This window comes from Spirochaetota bacterium, assembly GCA_017999915.1.
GTDB lineage: Bacteria > Spirochaetota > UBA4802 > UBA4802 > UBA5550 > RBG-16-49-21.
Window position 1 is genome coordinate 173,524 of the sequence record JAGNKX010000009.1, and the last position, 18,339, is coordinate 191,862.

Genomic DNA, 18,339 nt, shown 5'->3' on the forward strand with positions numbered 1-18,339 from the left:
AATGCTCCAGATAAAAAATTAATTAGGCGTGACAAATTCTTTTTTCACGATATCAATATCAAGGGGAACCGTTTTGGCCGCATCCCTGTAGAAGGAGAGGGCCTTTTCCGGGCAGCGCTCCACGCAGAGCTCGCAGCCGATACAGGCATCCTTGTCGTAGATCCATTTTTTGGAGGCCTTATCCACCTTGATCGCTCCAACGGGACACACCTCTTCACAGGTGCCGTGCCATTTGCATTTCTTCTCCTTGAACTCAACCGAGTATCCAGAATCCGCGTTCATGGTGAACTTATTGTCGAATTTCTTCGCGAATTTCGTGGCCAGGAGGGACACGCAAGTGTCGGGGTGGCAGTTGCAGATGACTCCGGTGCTGCCGCCGGTGGCCACCTTGAAGAACGCCTGGGTGAGATAACCCATCCCCCTGAATTTTTCTATCAGCGCCAGGGCATCCTTCTGGCTGATCTTCTTCGCGTTGTACTTCTTCCCATGCTCCAGCCAGAAAGATGAGAGCCCCTTTCCGACTGCAAGGCAGGACAATATATTCTCATCCTTATCGCCCAGCGCGACCTTGCAGGGACAGTCCATGACCGCGATATGCTCCGGTTCCATGAACAGGATCTTGTGGGCATATTTAAAGGGCACAATCTTTTTGTTCTGGGCGGATATGGCCGATATATTCTCGTTCAGCGTGAATATCTTTTTTGTATCGCCGAAGGATAGAACTTTAGAGTGATACCGCGACAGGGCCATTGAGAGGATCAGGTTGAGGGGCTTGAACCATGAAAGATACTTTGATAGGTATTTAAAGAGATAATAAACAAATTTCACATAGGGATGATAGAACTTGAAATAAATATAATTATGAATGAACCGATCAAATCTCCATCCATGCTTCTTCATCATAATCTTTGTTGATGCTTTCATGCTGTATCACTCCATATTTAATATTTTTCTTGTTGGACAATGATACTGATAGTGTCACTAATATTCATGATATTAAAATGTGTGCTTTTTCAATAATTTTGATTGGACAATCAACCAATCACTTAAATAACATATAAAATATCAATGTATACTGTCAACAAAAAATAATCCGGACTCGTCCGGTCTGATATATATTATTGACAAAATATGATTATTTCTATAAAATGTCAATAAAAAATACCGTCCGATCGGTATTTTTCACAACATTTTCAGGAGTTTTTTACCCAATCATGCAAAAAAGAATGAAAGGAGAACTCAGAAAGAATCAAATCCTTGAATGTTCAAAGAAAATATTCTCAGAAAAAGGCTATTATGAGACATATGTAGAAGAAGTAATCAAGGAAGCCAAGGTCGGAAAAGGTACTTTTTACCTTTATTTTAAGAATAAAGAGGATCTGTTTATATCCCTCCTCATCAAATTCCTCAAGGAATGGGAGGAAGTTGCTTCCATTGATATTTCAGAAATCAGGGAAGATAATATCCATGAAATGTTGAAGATTCTTATCAGGAGAAGCTTCAAATTTTTCAAAGAGAATGAGGATCTTTGCAATATATATCTCCGAATAGGGCCGGGACTCAATAAAATCTTCGAGCCTTACCTGGTTCGTTTTGAACAGCAGTTGTTGGATTATATCATGATTTATATCAAGGAAGGCATCAAACTGGGCATAGTGAAGCCGGATATTGATGTCGAACTCGCCGCCAACATCGCCGCAGGGGCCTTTCTCCGGGTTGATTATTACTATTTTGTGGTTAAAAAGAGCAATGGAGATGGGCTGCTCAATATTGAAAAAATGGCCGATGAGTTTTACCAGATTATCATGGGCGGCATTTTGGTCAGTCGTCTATCATCGCAACAGCCCTGATCCAACCAGCACTGGCGCCCTTGATTTTAATCGGAAAACAATGAAAGGTGAATCCTTGGGCCGGCAATTTGTCAAGATTCGTCAGTTTTTCAATATGACAGTATCCCTTTTCAATGCTTGCAAAATGCCCTTCCCAGATAATTGATGGATCCCGAGTTTCCTTGAATTCTTTAGCAATAAGCGGCAGGGGCCTGTCCCAGCTCCAGGCGTCGGTCCCTACAACATGTATGCCGCGGTCGCATAGCCAAAGGGTGGCTTCCTTCCCCATGCCACAGCCCTTGAGCAGGTACTCCGGCTTTCCCCACCATTTGTCGGCGCCGGTATTCACCAGCACGATTTCCCCTTCGGCAGGATCGTGGCCGATGTCCCTGAAGGCCTGTTCCATGTCCCTCGCCGTGATCAGGTAGCCGTCGCCAAAATGACGGAAATCAAGCTTCACCCCGCGGCCGATACACCATTCCAGGGGAACCTCGTCGATCGTAAGGGATCGCACCCCCTTATCCATGGTGGGATGGTAATGCCAGGGCGCGTCAAGGTGAGTGCCCCCATGGGTGCTCAGAGTGACGATCTCGACAGCCCAGCCCTTGCCGCCGGGGAGGTCCTTTTTCGGATCGATATCGGGAAAGAAGAGCTTCATCTGTTCAGCGCCGGAATCATGACCCAGGTACTGTATCTTGGGAATCATCATCGGCGGATCCGAGGGAAGGTCGTTTTCTATGGCAATGCTGCAGTCGATAAGCTTCGGCATAATCATTCTCCTTTGATTTTTTATATCCTGCCGGCTTCAGATCCCCTGATCTATCCGGAGGCCATATCGCGGGCGTATCGTTTCACGTGATCAAGGGCATCGAGCATTTCCCGCTCGAAACCGAAGGGCGGGGATTCGGGAAAAGCCAAGTCACCCGGCTCCAAGGCCCCGCGCGGTTTAGCCAGGCTCCTTTCACAGCACAGGGTGATATTCTCGCGCTGGACATCATCGAACTCTTCTATACTATCAAGGCGGTCCGAATAATCTATCATCGCGTCGAGGACTACGCGGTACAACTCTTCCATTGAGGAAGCCGACTGCCTGACGCGCAAATATGCAGTTCTGAATATATCCTTATAATGTTCACGAAAATTGGCGGATAGGGGGACTTCCGGCGGCAGCACGGTTACGCCATCGGCATTGGCGCGCTCCCAGGCCGCCTGTTCCCGGGCGACAGCGATGCTGTGGGTATCTCGGATCCGGTCCATGATATAGCGCGTGTACAGGAAGATCGCCTTCGGCACCAGGTGCCTCCCCCTGGACGATGCTGCCCGGAACAGGGTAAAAAAGGCCTCCCGGTCCTCCTTCGGAACTCCCGTCGAATAATATTTGAATACCCTGAAGAGCATCCCCCTGATGGACCAGAGGCCGCCCAGGCCGGGCTCCTTGACCCGTGGTTTCCGCGTAATGCCGCTGATAAACCCGATGGCGCGCGGCAGGTAGTGCTTCACGGCCGTCACGGTCTCCCAGTACCGCGCCATCCCTTCCATCATTTCAACGCGAGTCATGTTTTTGGGGATGATATTGCTTGTTATATCGAGCTGGTCCTTAAGGCGGTCATCGGTCTCCACCAGCCGTCCCTGGCGCTTCAGCTCGTACCAGAGCCTGGTACCCGGCGGCGCCATCAGGGGATGGCAGGAGTGGTGCGTGATATTGGCCGATCTCACAAACTCGGCCGTGCGGTCGAAGGTCGCCGTGGTATCGGCGTCGGAGCCGATGATAAGGTGGCTCTGCACCGCGATCCCGTAGGACTGGATGGTCCGGATCGCCTCCACGATGTCCAGGGTCAGGTTCTGCCTTTTGTTCATATGCTTCAGCGACTCCGCCTCGAAGGACTCGATGCCGATCTGGAGCTCGAAGAAATTGGAATCGGCCAGAAGCTCCAGGAGCTCCTTGTCCTGTGCGACCGTTATATCGACCTGGGTCATGAAGCTGAGAGGCATTTTCCGGGAATTGTTGTGGACCACGAGGTCGCGGAGGATTTCCTTCGCGTAGGCCCGGTTAGCGGTAAAATTATCGTCGGCGATCATGATCATCTTCGCGCCCAGGTCCATGAGGAGCCCGATCTCCCGGATAACCTGGGCCGGGGACTTGCTCCGGATTTTCCGTCCGTAGGTGTAGATCACGTCGCAGAAGCTGCAGTCGTGGGGGCACCCCCGGGATGTCTGCACGGACACGGCTCCGTACTTCGGGATGTCAGGGCTGATGAGGTCCCACCGGGGCGCCGGGGTTTTCTCCATGTCCGGTTTCGATATCTGCTGGTATGTTTTCTTGTGGGAGCCGGCCCGGAAGTCGCGGATGAACTGCGGCCACGTTTCCTCCGCCTCTCCTATGAAGATGACATCGGCCAGGTCCTTGAGCTTCCGCATCACATTGGTCGTCCCGATCCCGCCGATGACGAAGCAGCCTCCCACGCCCCTCCCCTTCACGAATTCGGCTATCTCCAGGGTCCGCCGGAGCTGGTTCGTGATCAGGGAAACGCCGATGATGTCAAAGGCCCCATTGATGATACTGTCATCGGCGGGGCCGCGCATATGCTCGTCATGGAGGACCAGATCATGGCCGGGAGGGGTGAGGGCAGCCACAGCCGCAAGGGCGTGGGGAGCGAAAAAGGCGCCGGAATCCATGTAGGGGATGTCCTTCACGGTCCTGCTTATGATATCATCCGTGCCGCTCGGGCTTATTAATAGTATCTTCAATGGTTCCCCGGTGTCATGATAACAAGATCGACGATTCAGATATCGCAGCCGCGGTGAACCGCTATCCTATGCCGTGAATGGGAAAAACGTTTTTTTTCAGATATTCGACCATGTCCCGGGCATGAGCGGCGCATTTATCTTTAAGATTACCCGATATCGCATAGGGCTGGTCGCGGAGGGTACCTGAATGGGCCTCGGGACCGTACATCATGCCGCCTATAATTCCCGCGTAAGTGTCCGCTGGCTCGAGGCCGCACAGGACTGCCCACGCGAGGGTCCAGAGGGCCGCCGTCTTGTACACGTTGTACCCGCCCCCGCCGGCAACCAGGAGCTTCGGCGACAACCCGTTGATGATCCTGACAACCCTCTCGTAGCCGCCGCTGGTGACGTTCAGGTGACCCAGGAGGTCTTCCCGGTGCGTGTCCGCGCCGATGACGGCAACTACGATATCGGGCTTGAAGGATTCGACGAGGGGCGGCACCACGGATTCGAAGGCGCCGATAAAAATCTCATCATCGCTCCCCTGCATGAGGGGTATATTGACGGTGTATCCTTTTCCCTTGCCTTCGCCGATTTCCTCGACAAAGCCCGTCCAGGGATAGATGGTCATTCCCGATTCATGGATTGATACGCACAGCACGTCGCCGCGGTCCGCGAAGGCGTCGCTTACGCCATTGCCGAAATGGACATCGATATCGATGTAGGCGACGCGGAGGCCCCGGCTTGTCAGGTCATTGATCGCAACGGCCAGGTCGTTGATATAACAGAATCCCTCGGCATGGGCGCGTCCTGCATGATGGAACCCCCCCAGGGGATTGAAGACCACCCGCGCCGATCCTTCCGCGAGCATGGCGGCGCCCAGGCATGTGCCGCTTGACGCGCCGATGCAGAAATCCCAGAGGCCGGGGACGATGGGACAGTCATCGGTCCCGAGACCCGCCTCGAGCATATCCATGGTGAATCCGCCCTGGTCCGCCTTTTTCAGGAGTCCGAGGTAGGCCCTGTCATGGAAACCGTAAAAGTGCTCTTCCAGAAACGGCTCTGGATCGACAATCAGCTGGTCTTTTTCATGGAGGAGCGAATACCGGGAGAGAAGATCCATCATCTGCTTCGCCCTGGCCGGCTTGAAGGGATGGGTCGGGCCGAAATCAAAGCCGGCGAGCTTATCAGAATAAATCAGAACCTTCCTCAACCGGTCCGCGTTGTCATGGTCGTTCATGTTTGGCATCATGGGCCGCCTTGAACATTATCAGGACGCGCAGAATAAAAAATCAAATAGAATAAATAAAAAAATCGCCCCGGGAGCGATGAAGGACGGCGATCAAACATTGGCCCTGTTCTTTTCACCGGTGATGAATACGATCGCGCCATGATCAACAAACTCCTCGAAGCCCCTGTTACGCGGCTTCAGCGCGGACGCGGGCAGGCCTGACAGCTTCTGCAGATCAAGGGAAAAGAGCTTGTCCAGGTCAATGATATAAGACATATGGGTGTTTCCCAGCTTATCTTCTATGAACACCGACAAATCGCCGCCGCTGAGGGAATAGGTCGCGAAATAATAGCTCCGCGTATCGTCAAAGAGGGTGATTATATTTTTTTCCGACAGGACCAGCCTGGTCTCCTCGATATTCTCATCATGGACACGGAACGATGTATCATTCACCTTCTTCCCGGCCCCCACCACGTGGAGGCACCGGATCTCCTCGTCCGGGATCCGGAACTCTTCGTGGTAGGTGTTTAGGATCTCGTCTATCTGCTGGCGGGCGCTTTTCTTTGCTATTACCCCATAATTGCGCTCACGGGCAATCATGATGTGATTGGCGGAAACGATATAGCCGCTGTTTCTTCCTATGAACACCGTGGAAATGCATGAGCCAAGGACCAGGGAAAGGGTTTGGCCTGCCACGGCAAATCGGACCTGGTCAGGGCCTGGCAATAAATACTTTTCCCGTGGATTGATGATATCACTCTTTCTTATCATGGATCATGAACTACACATGAATATGTATTAACCATCCAGGGAAAATGTCATCATTTTTTTATATTTGTAAAGATACACTCTGCGCAAGAACCGCAAAAATAGCGGTTTCCCTATAGTTATCGGTACCTGTCAGGGTCCGGGTCAAAATTAATTAGGATCTCTAATGCAACCGGAGCACAGGCATCCCTGTTTCGGCATTTTGATTTCGATTATACCGATAACAATCGGCAGCGGGTCTCGATAGTTATCGGTATGAAAGATGTTCTGTGCACGAAATGGCATTGGGATGGCCGATAGTTATCGGTGTAGCCGCAAATCACTTCATTTCAAGAAACGTCATCCTGGGGAAAAACCCGTATCTCTGATAAAAGAGGAAGACCGATTCATGTCCATGGGCCACGCCAACCCTGATCTTTGCGCAGCCCCGTTCCCGCAACCAGGAAATACCGGTACGCATCAACATGTCACCAATCCCGTTGCCCCTGTGGTGATCGTCAACAAAGATAGAATCAATCTCACCGACGCCATCCCGGTCAACAGTTGAAATGCAGTACCCCACCGGCGTGCGGTCGTCCGATTCGGCAACCTGTATCATGATCGACTCTTCGCCACAATCGGCGAACTTTGTTATCCTTTTCTCAAAAGTGAATGATGCAAAATGATCCTTGAAATAGATCGAGTCATCATGGTGGATATCATTCAACTTCGACCAGAGATTCTTGACAAGGAAGATATCATTTTTGTTGATACTTCGATATGTGTAATCCTTCATTGCCTCTACCACTTTTAATTCATTACCCGCATAGGACCCTTCTTTACCGGCAAGACCTATCAGGTCCCTGGAAAATAGTTTCTCACCAGGTCCCTCGTTTCAGAGAGCCATTGGCTCCTCTGCTCCGCGGTGCTGGTCACGATGACGCGAAACATCTTTCTGTAAAAGACGCTGACACCGCAGAACTCGAAGATGCAGTTTCTCCAGAGGAGCTCGAGGGGATCGCCGAAAACCACCCGCTCGCGCTCCTCCGGAGTATTTGAGGTATTTAAGACCAGGGCGGTTTTACCGGCAAGCAATCCCACCGGCACTCCCTCGCCCGAATCGCCCTCCTCGAACTCATAGGCAGCGCCCGGGCGAATGACACGGTCAATCCATCCCTTCAGTATCGCCGGCGGCTGGCCCCACCAGTTCGGATGGATGATAATTATCCCGTCGCAGGATTGCAGTTCGCCGCAGTGCCTCAGGACCACCGGGTCAACATCTCCGTCCCTGGGAATCTCATTATCGGGAAGCAGCGGATCGAATTCCTCCCTGTACAGATCATGGAATATAACCTCGTGACCAAGGTCGCGAAGCGCCGCGGCGGCGGTTTCAGCTATTGCGTGATTGAAGCTCCCTTCACGGGGATGCGCGACCATGACTATAATCTTTTTCCTATAACATTCCATGGTTATTGAATGATACCGGATTCACCGGTCGTCAAGCCAAATATGAAAGAGCTGCCCTCTGGCCGCGCCCGGCCATAAAAAATCCCCCCTTTCATTAAGGGGGGACTGCCACAGTTATTAAACAATACGCAAAGTGGAAAATTCAGGCGGCAACCGGTTTATCCAATGGCGGTCCCACCCCGCTCGCCGGTCCTGAGCCGTATGCAATCCTTGAGATCGAACACGAATATTTTTCCGTCCCCGATCTCTCCTTCGCCGGCTCCGCGTGTTATGGCGCCAATGGTCTTCTCGAGAAAATCATCGTTTACGGCGATCTCAAGCTTCACTTTCCGCAGAAGGTTGTCCACTTCCTTCACTCCGCGGTATACCTCCGCGATGCCCTTCTGTCTTCCGCACCCGAGGACTTCCGTGACGGTCATGAGGTGCACCTCTTCCTTTTCCAGCTCCGCCTTTACCGCTTCGAGCTTGTGCGGCTTAATTATCGCGATAACGTATTTCATGGTCTGTCCTCCTTATTCCATCACCGTATAGCCCGCTTCATGGTGCTGCGTAAGATCGAGACCGATATACTCATCCTTCGCATCAACCCTGAGGCCTATGGTCATATCTACCAGTTTAAAAATTATGAATGTTCCCACGGCGGCGAAAACAATCGCCACGGCGACCGCCAGGATCTGCACCAGCAGCTGCGACGGGTTCCCGTAGAGAAGACCGTCCGCGCCGGCGGGATTGATCTCCTTGGTGGCGAAAATGCCGGTCATGACTGCGCCGGTTATGCCGGCCATGCCGTGAACGCCGAACACGTCAAGGGAGTCATCATATTTAAAGCGGGCCTTGATCTTTGTTACGAATATGAAGCCGACAATGCTTCCGGAGGCGCCAATGATTATGGCCGCCATGGGCTTCACGTACCCGGCCGCCGGCGTAATGGCCACCAGGCCCGCCACGATACCCGTTATCACGCCCAGCATGGTAGGCACCTTGTTCTCCATCCAGTCCAGGAGCATCCAGGTTACGCCCGCCGCCGCCGCCGCCGTGTTGGTGTTCAAAAAGGCCGACACGGTGACCGGCCCCACCGCGAGGGCGCTCCCCGCGTTGAAACCGAACCACCCGAACCAGAGAAATCCCGCGCCGAGAACGGCCAGGGGCAGGTTGTGAGGCGCATGCCCGTTCGGAAGACCGCTCCTCCTGCCGAGCATGAGCGCCATGACCAGCGCGGAAACGCCCGCCAGGATATGGATGACGGTTCCCCCTGCGAAATCAAGGGCGCCCAGCTTCGCCAGCCATCCGTCCGGCGACCACACCCAGTGGGCCATCGGATCGTATATCAATGTCGTCCAGAGCAGGGCAAAGACGAGGAAGCCGCTGAACTTTATCCGCTCGACAAAGGCCCCGATAATGAGGGCCGGGGTGATGACGGCGAACATCATCTGGAACAGCATGAAGACCTGGTGAGGTATCGTTTGGCCGGCTATCGGCTCCATGCCGACGCCGTTCAGTCCCGCGTAGCTGAGACTGCCGATCACGCGTCCCAGGTCAGGGCCGAAGGAAAGGCTGTATCCGAACAGGATCCACTGCAGGGAAATGACCGACAGGATCACAAAGGTCTGCATCAGCACCGAAAGAACATTCTTTTTTCGAACCAGCCCCCCGTAAAAAAAGGCCAGTGTCGGCGTCATGATCATTACCATGGCTGTCGCGATAAGCATCCACGCAGTGTCAATGTAATTTACCATGATAATCCTCCTCTTTGAAATATCTATCTGCCGGCACACAGGGCCGCAGACCACATGAAACACGGCAATTAATGCATAACAGTTGTTATTTTTTTATGCCGTTTTCGATGCTCATGGGTCAATAGTTAATAATTGCGCAATCAATCGTCAAAAGTAAATTTTTCAAGATCATCCAATTCGGGCAAATTTAACATTCAAGTAACACCGCCGTAACACCGCCGTAACAAAACCGCCCTCGGCTCCGCTCGGGGAGCGCGTCTCTTTTATTTCCACCTCACTCCCAGCCCCTCTCCATAAATGGAGAGGGGAGAAATTTAAGAATTCATTTCCCCTGAAACCATCTTCTTGCCAGGGAGAGACTCCCGACAGGAGGTCGCAGTGCCGAACGCGGCCAGGACGGCCAAAAAGCGTTCGGCGTGCGCATCGCGCGGGTGAGGTCTGCGTTCAAAATAAATCTTTCGAACTGCCGAAGGACGGGAACCGCGGAGCGAGGCCAGGCCCATGCCGATGATTTAGCATTACTATAGAACAATGCCGAAAAAAGTTAGCGGGGATAATAAACGGAGATTCATTTTACATGGCTGTAATGTTTGTCATAATATTTGATTTGTCCCCATGAGCGTATATTCATATTTTTAACTTGTTGCTGAATCATAAACCACAAGGAGACAGCACATGATAACAAACAGACTCATGGTGGAGAACCTGGATACCATGACAACGGAGAAGCACCTTGATAATCTCTTTTCCATCTATGGTGACATCAAAAAGATCAGGATGAACAAGGGTTTTAGTTTTGTCGAAATGACATCCGTTTCAGAGGCAAAGCGGGCATGTAAAAAGCTAGATGGCTCCGTACTCTGGGGCAGATCGATGAAAATTCAGATCATGGATAACTCTCTGCAAAACCGCTTCATCTATCTGTTTGGCAGATTCTTCAAATAATTTCTCCTTCCTATGTTCATGGCGGAGACGGGGATAGTATCGCCCTTTCAATCCACCATGCCGCAAACATCTCAAAATATTCCGAAATTCATTTTTTTATTGATTTTATGACCGCAGGCGATCTATCTGTTTGGTAGCGAAGACGGTTTTCAGCCGGATATCGCGACACCCACTTAACGACAGGTATACCGTCATGAAACAGAGGATTAGTATTGCCATAATAACCATACCGGCGCTTCTCCTGGCCATGCTCATCGCTCGTCCCGCAGGCCTTTACGCAGCCGGCCTGACAGATGATCAGGGCATCCTGACGGCCCAGTATATTTATGAGAAAGATGACAAAAAAAAGACCGTGCGGGATTTAGTGAATAAGGAGCCGGAGCCGAGATTCATCATGGGTATCGCCGGGGGAGTCAATGCGCGGGAAGGCTTCGGCAGCGCCAGCTTCGGGATCCCGCTGGGAGTTCAGTACGGCCAATTCATCATGGTCTTTGACACGACCCTTCACTATTCAAACGCGAAATCGCTTCGCAAGACCAAATCCAGCCTCCTTGACAGCATTCTGCGCACCAGGCTGAACGGCCATGTGGTGGAATTCGACCTGCCCTTCAAATTCAGCTATTTGCTTCTCGATCTTGAGAAGTATCCGTACACGCCCTATTTTACCGCGGGTATCGGTTATGGCTACAGGAAGTTTTATCTTCGCGGGTCCACGTCCCTGGAGCGCATTGCCAGGGAATATGGCATAAATTCATTCACCACGCATTTCGGCTTCGGCTTCCTGGTCCGCACCTCGGAGGACACGCGGTTCAATGTTGGAATAACCGGCGTTTCCCACTTTGACAACAGGTCCGGCGAATTCAATTACGATACCACGGGAGTATCGATCGGGCTGGGCCTGCTCCTGATCTTCTGAGGAAAAATCGCGGTCAATCCGCGTCAGTCGCAATCCTTCTGTATGGCGTTCACATAGGCGGGAGCCAGCTTTCCGGCGGCCTCGGAGCCGCAGAAGAGCCCTTTCTTTGAGAATGCCCCGGGATTCTTCCGATAGAGATCATTCCACTTGACGATGAAGACCTTTGACAGGGGGACATAGGACCAGTGCCATTTCTCTTCATTATATCCGGCGTTTCTCCCTGACGTGTAGGGCTGGCAGAAGCCGTAGCGCCCGGCATTTTTCAGGAGCCACTGGTAGAGCTGCTTTCCTTCGCCGGTCTCATAGTAACTGTTATTCAGCACATTGAGATCGAAATCCGTTCCCCAGTGGTGCCGCGATGTTCCGGGCATCGACGAATACTTGAGGATCTCAAGGGCGCGCTTCAGCGGGTCCCTGATCGTTTTATTGAGGGACACGTTCATCACCGTGATCGTGCCGTTCCACTTTCCGTCCCAGATGCCCTTCTGGTCGTAGAAATTCCTGGTAGAGCTCTGGACCCAGAAGGGGGCCTTCGGATTTTCCTTCCTGAAGGCGTCATACATCTTCTTCAGCGCCTCGGCCGCCTCCCGCCGGAGAAGGTGGCGCCACTTGTTGGTGGGAATGCCCGTGTCGGCAAGGGAGACAAACATCTCTTGTTTTGATGGGTCGAACCTGCCGGTCACATAGTCATCCGGCTTGACCGCGCCATAGACCGCCTCGTCATCGGCGGCGTAGCAGCGGGAAAAGCAGCAGGCCAATCCCATCATTAAAATTATTATCTTCTTCATCATGACTCCCCGCCGACCGGAGGGGCCGGACATTGAAAGGCGCCCGATCAGTACACGAACTTCCGCGCCCGGATGTTAAGCATGATGCCCACGCAGATCATGGACATCATCAGGTTTGATCCGCCATAGGACACGAAGCAGAGGGGGAGGCCCGTAACCGGCATGATGCCCACGGCCATTCCTATGTTGATGAGGATATGAAAAAACAGGATCGTGGTGATGCCGCTCGCCAGGAGGGCGCCGAACTTGTCCTTGGACTCGAAGGCTGTCTGGACGCAGCGTAAGACGATGAACCCCAGGAGGCCGAGGAGGATAACGGAGCCGAAAAACCCCCATTCCTCCGCCACCACGGCAAAAATGAAGTCCGAGCTCTTCTCAGGAAGGAAGCCCAGCTGCGCCTGGGAGCCTTTAAGGAAGCCCTTGCCGAAGAAGCCGCCGGAGCCGATGGCTATCTTTGACTGGATGATGTTGTACCCCGATCCCTGCGGGTCAAGGTCCGGATTGAGGAAAACCAGGATCCTCCGCTTCTGATACACCTTGAAGAGCTTCTGGATGACGACCGACGTCATGAGGCCCAGCGATATGATGATGCCGGGCACGTAGATCTTCCGCAAGAACTTTTTCACGGAAAAAAAGTGAAGCACGAAGGTCACCAGCGTGATCGCGAGGAGGACGCCCGACACGATGAGGAGAAGGTTCACATCCTGGAAGAAATCGAGGAGGAAATTCGATCCTTCCGCCCCGATCCATTCACGGTACGTGAGCACCATGGGTACGACCATGGCGATCGTCGCGATCAGCACGATGGCGACAAGGTGGGAGATATCGGCGCCGCCCACGAAGAGCATGGTCAACAGGATCGGGATGAATATGATGGCGGTCCCGAAATCGGGCTGCTTGAGTATGATGAGCATCGGTATGAAGGTAAGCAAAGCCGGGACGACCAGCTCGCGGAGCTTGTTGATGTCCCGCTCGCGCAGTTCAAGGTACTTGGCCAGGATGATGACCAGGGCGAGCTTCATGAACTCCGACGGCTGTATGGAAAAGACGCCGAAGTTGAGCCACGCCCGGGTATTACGTACCGGCGTCCCGAAAATGGTCGTTATGATCAGCAGGACAACAAGCACGACGTAGATATGGAGCGAAAACTCCCCCAGCGACTGGTAGTTGAGGATGGTCAGCCCGAGCATGAGTATAAAGCCGAAAATGAACCAGAGGATCTGCTTCCGGTACAGGCCGTTGTTCACCTTGTCGATGGGATCGAAGCCGGCGCTGTAGATCATCAGGATCCCTATGATAACGGTCACAATCACCGCAATGACAAGGGTATAATCTATCTTGCTCAATCCCTCTTTACTGATCAGCATACAATCCCTCGTTCAACACGTGCTTATCGCACCTTGATAATGTCACCCGGCCTGGCGGGCGCCGGCGGCGCCATGCCCCGGGATGCGGCGCCGTCCCTCTTCAATGGGAGCTGCGGAGCCAGGACCTGTTTTTTCCCGGCAGGCTCGTTCTTCTTCGTATCCGGCTGCGCCAGTATCGGGACGGCCCCGGTAAAATAGCCCAGATCGTTCAGCTTGGTGTAGACCCTCTCGGCGATCGGAACGGCGCTTGCCGCACCGGCGACGCCGTACTCGACAAGGACCACCGTGACGATGGAGCTTTCAGGTGTGCCCTCGTAGGGTGCATATCCCACGAACCAGGCATGCTGCGAATATTTCTCCTGCCGAATGGACCTGGTCTGGGCCGTGCCGGTCTTCCCCGCCACCGGCACCTTCAGGTATCCCAGCCGTCCCGACGTTCCGCTCATGACACCCATGCGCATGCCCTTCTTGACCGCCTCCAGGGTAAGGGGAGACAGCGGGATTTCCCGTATCTTCTTCCGGGGGAAGGTCTTGAGTACCCGGCTGTTGTCGTTGGTGCGGATCTCCTTGATCAGATGGGGCCGGTACACGATGCCGTTGTTGACCAGGGCGGATACGAATTCGCACATTCCCATCGGGGTAACGTGGAGGAAGCCCTGGCCGATGGACATGTTGACCGTGTCGCCGTCGAACCAGGGCTGCCCGAAGGCCTTGTATTTCCACTGGCGCGAAGGCACGAAGCCGGCCACCTCGCCGGGAATATCGATGCCCGACTTCTGGTTGAGGCCGAAATCCTCGGCGTAGCGCATGAGGACCGTGGGTCCGGTCAGGAGGCCCAGCTGGTAAAAATATACGCTGCACGACTTGGCGATGGCCCAGTAGAGGTCGACGGTGCCGTGCGCGTCGTAATCGTAAAAATCATGGTCTTTGTAGCCCTTGAGCGTATACTTGCCCGGGCAGTAGTACGACTTTTCCGGCGTGGCCTTTTCGGTCTCCAGGGCGGCGACCGCGGTGACCAGCTTGAAGGTCGACGCCGGCGGGTACTTGGACTGGATTACCCTGTTGAGAAAGGGACGCTCCTTGTCCTTCTGCAGCTGCTTGATGATATCGGTGTTGTTCTTTGATATGATGAGGTTCGGATCGAAATCGGGCTTGCTCACCATGGCAATTATCTCGCCGGTGGCTGGCTTCAGCACGATGGCGGCGCCCTTCATGTCCTTCATCGCGTCGTAGAGGACGTTCTGGATAGTGTAATCGATGGTGAGCACCAGGTTGTCCCCGGCAACCGGTCGCTGGCCGACCTCCTCGCCCTCGGTCCTCTGCCGCACGTCGACGATGCGGCGCACGTACCCGTCCCGTCCCCGGAGCAGGATGTCATACTGCTTCTCGATGCCGGACTTCCCGACCTTCTGGTAGTGCTTGTATCCCTCGGTCTTGAGCTTCTTGTATTCGTCCTGGCTGATGCTCCCGACGTACCCGACGAGGTGGGCGAACATCTCGCTGAAATTGTACACGCGCACCGAGGCGTCCTCCCAGTCGATGTTGGGAAACTTGTCCTGGTGTGACGCTATCTTCACGATGGTGTCGAACTCGACGTCCTCCTTCAGGACGATCCGCTCCCAGGGATTGCCGCTGTTGATCTCGTTTATGATCTCATCCTTGTTGACGTCGAAGAGACGGGACATGAGATCGAGGATCTCATACAATTTTTTTTTTGATTTGAACTTCGCCGGTATGGTGGTTATGTTAAAAGACGGCCGGTTGGACACGATGACAACGTTCTTCTCGCCGTCCTTGAAGTTGCGGTCATAGATATCGCCGCGCGCCGCCGGTATGGGTACGTTGCTCTCCATGTTGAGGCGCGCCTTGGCCTTGTATTCCTTTCCCTGTATGAGCTGGAGGTTGATGAGCTGGAGCAGCAGCGCCGCGAAGGCGACGGCGGTCACCGTCATGTAAAAGTACATCCGTAACCGGAAGGCTTCCTGAAGCTTCGCTCGTAAGGACGACTGCATCAGCATGTTACATGTACCCCTCTCGCTCCAGCTCCCGTTCGAATATCTTGTCGAATATGTAAAACAGCGGCGGCGCGAGCAGCGCGTTGTAGAACGATTCCGGCAGGATGATGCTCAGTATGGAAGAAGCCGACGCCTCGTGGAACACGTAGCAGAGGAAGAGGGTCAGCAATCCCTTGACCAGCGACGCCGCAAAGAGCAGCAGGGACGTGGTGAGGATGTTGTTCTTGAAGAGCTGCCTCCCGAACATGCCCACGATGAAGGCGACCGCCACCTTCGGGAAGGTCAGAAGGCCCAGGGGCGAATTCGACACCGCGTCGTGCAGGAGCCCGCTGACGAAGCCCGTGACCTCGCCATAGAACGACCCAAAGCAGTATGAAAGATAGACGATGGCGATGAACATGAGGTCCGGCTTCACCCCGGCGATGCGGACAACGTCGAAGGAGGCATGGCCCTGCACCAGGAGGGAAACCAGAATGATAACAGCGGTATAGATGTACGATAATATCATTGTTCCTTCTCTTTTTCCTTATCTTCATCGAATATCTCGAAGAGGTCCTTGTCCAGGTCCTTCTTGATGACGAAGACGTCTTCCACGAGATTGTAATCAATGACCGGCTTGACGATGGCGCGCTGGTAGGCGCTCGACTCCAGGGAATACGACTTGATCACGGCGCCGACCAGGAGGCCCGGCGGGAACACACCACCCTGGCCCGACGTTATCACCATGTCATTGAACTTTATGTAGGCCGCGCGGCTGATGTAATCCATCTTGCAGAGGTTGGAGTTGCCCGAGTACCCGCACAGGAGGCCGGGGAAGCGGCTCTCCTGGAGCTTTACCCCGATCCTGACCGAGGGAGATATGATCGGAGCAATCCTCGAGATGCTGCCCCGCACCTCGATGATGGTGCCCACGACGGCCTTCTGCCCGCCCTGGTAGGCGATGACCGGCATGTTCACCTTGATGCCGTCGCCGGAGCCCTTGTTGATGATGATGGTGCGAAACCAGTTGTCAGGGTCCTTGGATATGATCGTCGCCGGGATCGACGCGTACTCGACCCGCTCCTTCATGCCCAGGAGCTCGCGGAGGCGATCGTTCTCGCGTTTTATCTCGCTCATCTCGCCGGCCATTGACTCGTACTTCTGCAGATTGCCCCTGGTCTTCTTAAGTTCTTCGCGGACCTCTGTCAGCTCGGTGAAGCCTGCCCATAGCCGCGACACGCCTCCCTGGACGCCGTCATAGGCCTTCTGGAAGGGCATGGTGACGGCGCTGATGATCCCCTCCATTGTGAGGACCAGCGTGCTCGATTGGATTGAAAGTGAGATGATGCAAAACAGCGTGAAGGATATAAAGGCGACGACGCTTTTATGTCGTATTATGAATTCCAATTCTGATAATTCTCTTTTACTGGTGATATATAATTGAAAGCGCGGTCACGTGACCGCGCTTTCCTGCTGCATGCTATTTTAAATTCGCCCGGTACAGGTGCTTGAGCTCTTCGAGGAACTTGCCCGCCCCGAGAACGACGCAGGTCAGCGGGTTTTCCGCGAGGATGACCGGGACGCCGGTTTCCTTGCTGATGTATTTATCAAGGCCTTTCAGGAGAGAGCCGCCCCCGGTCATGACAATGCCCCGCTCGACGATGTCCGCCGCAAGCTCCGGGGGCGTCTTTTCCAGAACATGCTTGATGCCGTCCAGCACCTGGTCCACCGGCTCCTTCAGGGACTTGCGGACTTCGGTGGTGTCTATCTCGAGGGTGCGGGGCAGACCGGATATGGCGTCGCGCCCCTTCAGCTCCATGGTTTCAATTTTCTTTTCCGGGAAGGCGTTCCCGAGCCTGAATTTCACTTCCTCAGCCATCCGCTCGCCGATGACCAGGTTGTACTGGGTCCGCATGTATTTGACGATGGCCTCGTCGAACTCGTCCCCGGCGATCCGTATGGAATCGGCGATGACCATGCCGCCCAGGGATATGACTGCGATCTCCGTGGTGCCGCCGCCGATGTCGACCACCATGTGGCCCGCGGGCTCATGGATCGGGATATTGGCGCCGATGGCGGCCGCCAGGGCCTCTTCGATGAGGAATATCTCGCGCGCTCCCGCCTGCTCCGTGGATTCCCGCACCGCCCGCTTCTCCACCTCGGTGATGCCCGACGGAACGCCGATAACGACGCGGGGCCGGACCAGGGCTTTTCTCTTGTGCACCTTGGCGATGAAATAACGGATCATCTTCTCAACGGTTTCGAAATCGGCGATAACGCCGTCCTTCATCGGGCGGATCGCCACGATATCGCCCGGTGTCCTCCCCAGCATTCGCTTCGCCTCATGGCCAACCGCGAGGACCTTGCCGGTGCTGGTCTGCACTGCCACAACCGACGGCTCGGAAAGAACGATCCCCTGGCCTTTGACATGGACCAGCGTATTGGCGGTGCCAAGATCGATGCCCATGTCGTTTGAGAACATCCCGTAGAGCGAATCAAGAAACATGTATATACTCCTCTGGTAAGTAGCGATTTTTACGTCATCCTGATAAATAAAAGCCCCCTCCGGGGGGTCAGGACGGTTTTATTGGT

Annotated in this window: 18 protein-coding genes; 3 read left to right on the forward strand and 15 right to left on the reverse strand. The window is 53.8% G+C overall.

Annotated elements, in window-relative coordinates:
• Window positions 1-18: 18 nt before the first annotated feature.
• On the reverse strand, window positions 19-924 hold the full coding sequence (locus tag KA369_14430) for a 4Fe-4S binding protein (GenBank protein MBP7737172.1): 906 nt from the start codon (window positions 922-924) through the stop codon (window positions 19-21).
• 290 nt (window positions 925-1,214) lie between these two features.
• Here KA369_14430 and KA369_14435 point away from each other — a divergent pair, with 290 nt between their 5' ends.
• Window positions 1,215-1,850 carry a TetR/AcrR family transcriptional regulator gene (locus tag KA369_14435; GenBank protein ID MBP7737173.1) on the forward strand — a complete coding sequence of 212 codons (636 nt, stop codon included), beginning with the start codon at window positions 1,215-1,217 and terminating at the stop codon, window positions 1,848-1,850.
• On the opposite strand, the gene KA369_14440 is transcribed toward KA369_14435, so the two are convergent.
• The 8 genes from KA369_14440 to KA369_14475 form a co-directional block, all read right to left on the reverse strand.
• A complete protein-coding gene (locus KA369_14440; GenBank protein MBP7737174.1) occupies window positions 1,822-2,598 on the reverse strand; it encodes a cyclase family protein in 777 nt (258 codons plus the stop codon). The genes KA369_14435 and KA369_14440 overlap by 29 nt on opposite strands.
• A 50-nt stretch (window positions 2,599-2,648) precedes the next feature.
• Window positions 2,649-4,577 (reverse strand): radical SAM protein, encoded by a 1,929-nt coding sequence (locus KA369_14445; GenBank protein ID MBP7737175.1) that lies wholly within the window; start codon window positions 4,575-4,577, stop codon window positions 2,649-2,651.
• Between the two features lie 61 nt (window positions 4,578-4,638).
• Window positions 4,639-5,796, reverse strand: a complete 1,158-nt coding sequence (locus tag KA369_14450; GenBank protein MBP7737176.1) for an acetoin utilization protein AcuC — start codon at window positions 5,794-5,796, stop codon at window positions 4,639-4,641.
• A gap of 102 nt (window positions 5,797-5,898) precedes the next feature.
• Window positions 5,899-6,558 (reverse strand): hypothetical protein, encoded by a 660-nt coding sequence (locus KA369_14455; GenBank protein ID MBP7737177.1) that lies wholly within the window; start codon window positions 6,556-6,558, stop codon window positions 5,899-5,901.
• 316 nt (window positions 6,559-6,874) lie between these two features.
• A complete protein-coding gene (locus KA369_14460; GenBank protein ID MBP7737178.1) occupies window positions 6,875-7,330 on the reverse strand; it encodes a GNAT family N-acetyltransferase in 456 nt (151 codons plus the stop codon).
• Window positions 7,331-7,389: 59 nt separating this feature from the next.
• Window positions 7,390-8,001 (reverse strand): NAD(P)H-dependent oxidoreductase, encoded by a 612-nt coding sequence (locus KA369_14465; protein ID MBP7737179.1) that lies wholly within the window; start codon window positions 7,999-8,001, stop codon window positions 7,390-7,392.
• Window positions 8,002-8,159: 158 nt separating this feature from the next.
• The gene (locus KA369_14470) at window positions 8,160-8,501 is read right to left on the reverse strand and encodes a P-II family nitrogen regulator (GenBank protein ID MBP7737180.1); all 342 of its coding nucleotides are present in this window, start codon (window positions 8,499-8,501) and stop codon (window positions 8,160-8,162) included.
• Window positions 8,502-8,513: 12 nt separating this feature from the next.
• The gene (locus KA369_14475; protein MBP7737181.1) at window positions 8,514-9,710 is read right to left on the reverse strand and encodes an ammonium transporter; all 1,197 of its coding nucleotides are present in this window, start codon (window positions 9,708-9,710) and stop codon (window positions 8,514-8,516) included.
• Between the two features lie 702 nt (window positions 9,711-10,412).
• Between KA369_14475 and KA369_14480 the strand changes: the two genes are divergently transcribed.
• Both KA369_14480 and KA369_14485 read left to right on the forward strand, forming a co-directional pair.
• Complete coding sequence (locus KA369_14480) at window positions 10,413-10,682, forward strand: RNA-binding protein (protein MBP7737182.1); 270 nt, start codon at window positions 10,413-10,415, stop codon at window positions 10,680-10,682.
• A 193-nt stretch (window positions 10,683-10,875) separates the two neighbouring features.
• Window positions 10,876-11,598 (forward strand): hypothetical protein, encoded by a 723-nt coding sequence (locus KA369_14485; protein ID MBP7737183.1) that lies wholly within the window; start codon window positions 10,876-10,878, stop codon window positions 11,596-11,598.
• Between the two features lie 23 nt (window positions 11,599-11,621).
• Here the strand turns inward: KA369_14485 and KA369_14490 are convergent, their stop codons facing one another.
• The 6 genes from KA369_14490 to KA369_14515 form a co-directional block, all read right to left on the reverse strand.
• The gene (locus tag KA369_14490) at window positions 11,622-12,389 is read right to left on the reverse strand and encodes a M15 family metallopeptidase (protein MBP7737184.1); all 768 of its coding nucleotides are present in this window, start codon (window positions 12,387-12,389) and stop codon (window positions 11,622-11,624) included.
• A 44-nt stretch (window positions 12,390-12,433) separates the two neighbouring features.
• Window positions 12,434-13,753, reverse strand: coding sequence for a rod shape-determining protein RodA (gene rodA / locus KA369_14495; protein MBP7737185.1), 1,320 nt, complete (start codon window positions 13,751-13,753; stop codon window positions 12,434-12,436).
• A 23-nt stretch (window positions 13,754-13,776) separates the two neighbouring features.
• Entirely contained in the window at window positions 13,777-15,705 is a 1,929-nt protein-coding gene (gene mrdA, locus KA369_14500) for a penicillin-binding protein 2 (protein ID MBP7737186.1), read from the reverse strand.
• A 67-nt stretch (window positions 15,706-15,772) separates the two neighbouring features.
• Window positions 15,773-16,276: a rod shape-determining protein MreD gene (mreD, locus tag KA369_14505; protein ID MBP7737187.1), complete on the reverse strand. Its 504-nt coding sequence runs from the start codon at window positions 16,274-16,276 to the stop codon at window positions 15,773-15,775.
• Window positions 16,273-17,154, reverse strand: a complete 882-nt coding sequence (gene mreC / locus KA369_14510; GenBank protein ID MBP7737188.1) for a rod shape-determining protein MreC — start codon at window positions 17,152-17,154, stop codon at window positions 16,273-16,275. Before mreC ends, mreD begins: the two co-directional genes overlap by 4 nt.
• 73 nt (window positions 17,155-17,227) lie before the next feature.
• Window positions 17,228-18,253 carry a rod shape-determining protein gene (locus KA369_14515; GenBank protein ID MBP7737189.1) on the reverse strand — a complete coding sequence of 342 codons (1,026 nt, stop codon included), beginning with the start codon at window positions 18,251-18,253 and terminating at the stop codon, window positions 17,228-17,230.
• Between the last annotated feature and the right edge of the window lie 86 nt (window positions 18,254-18,339).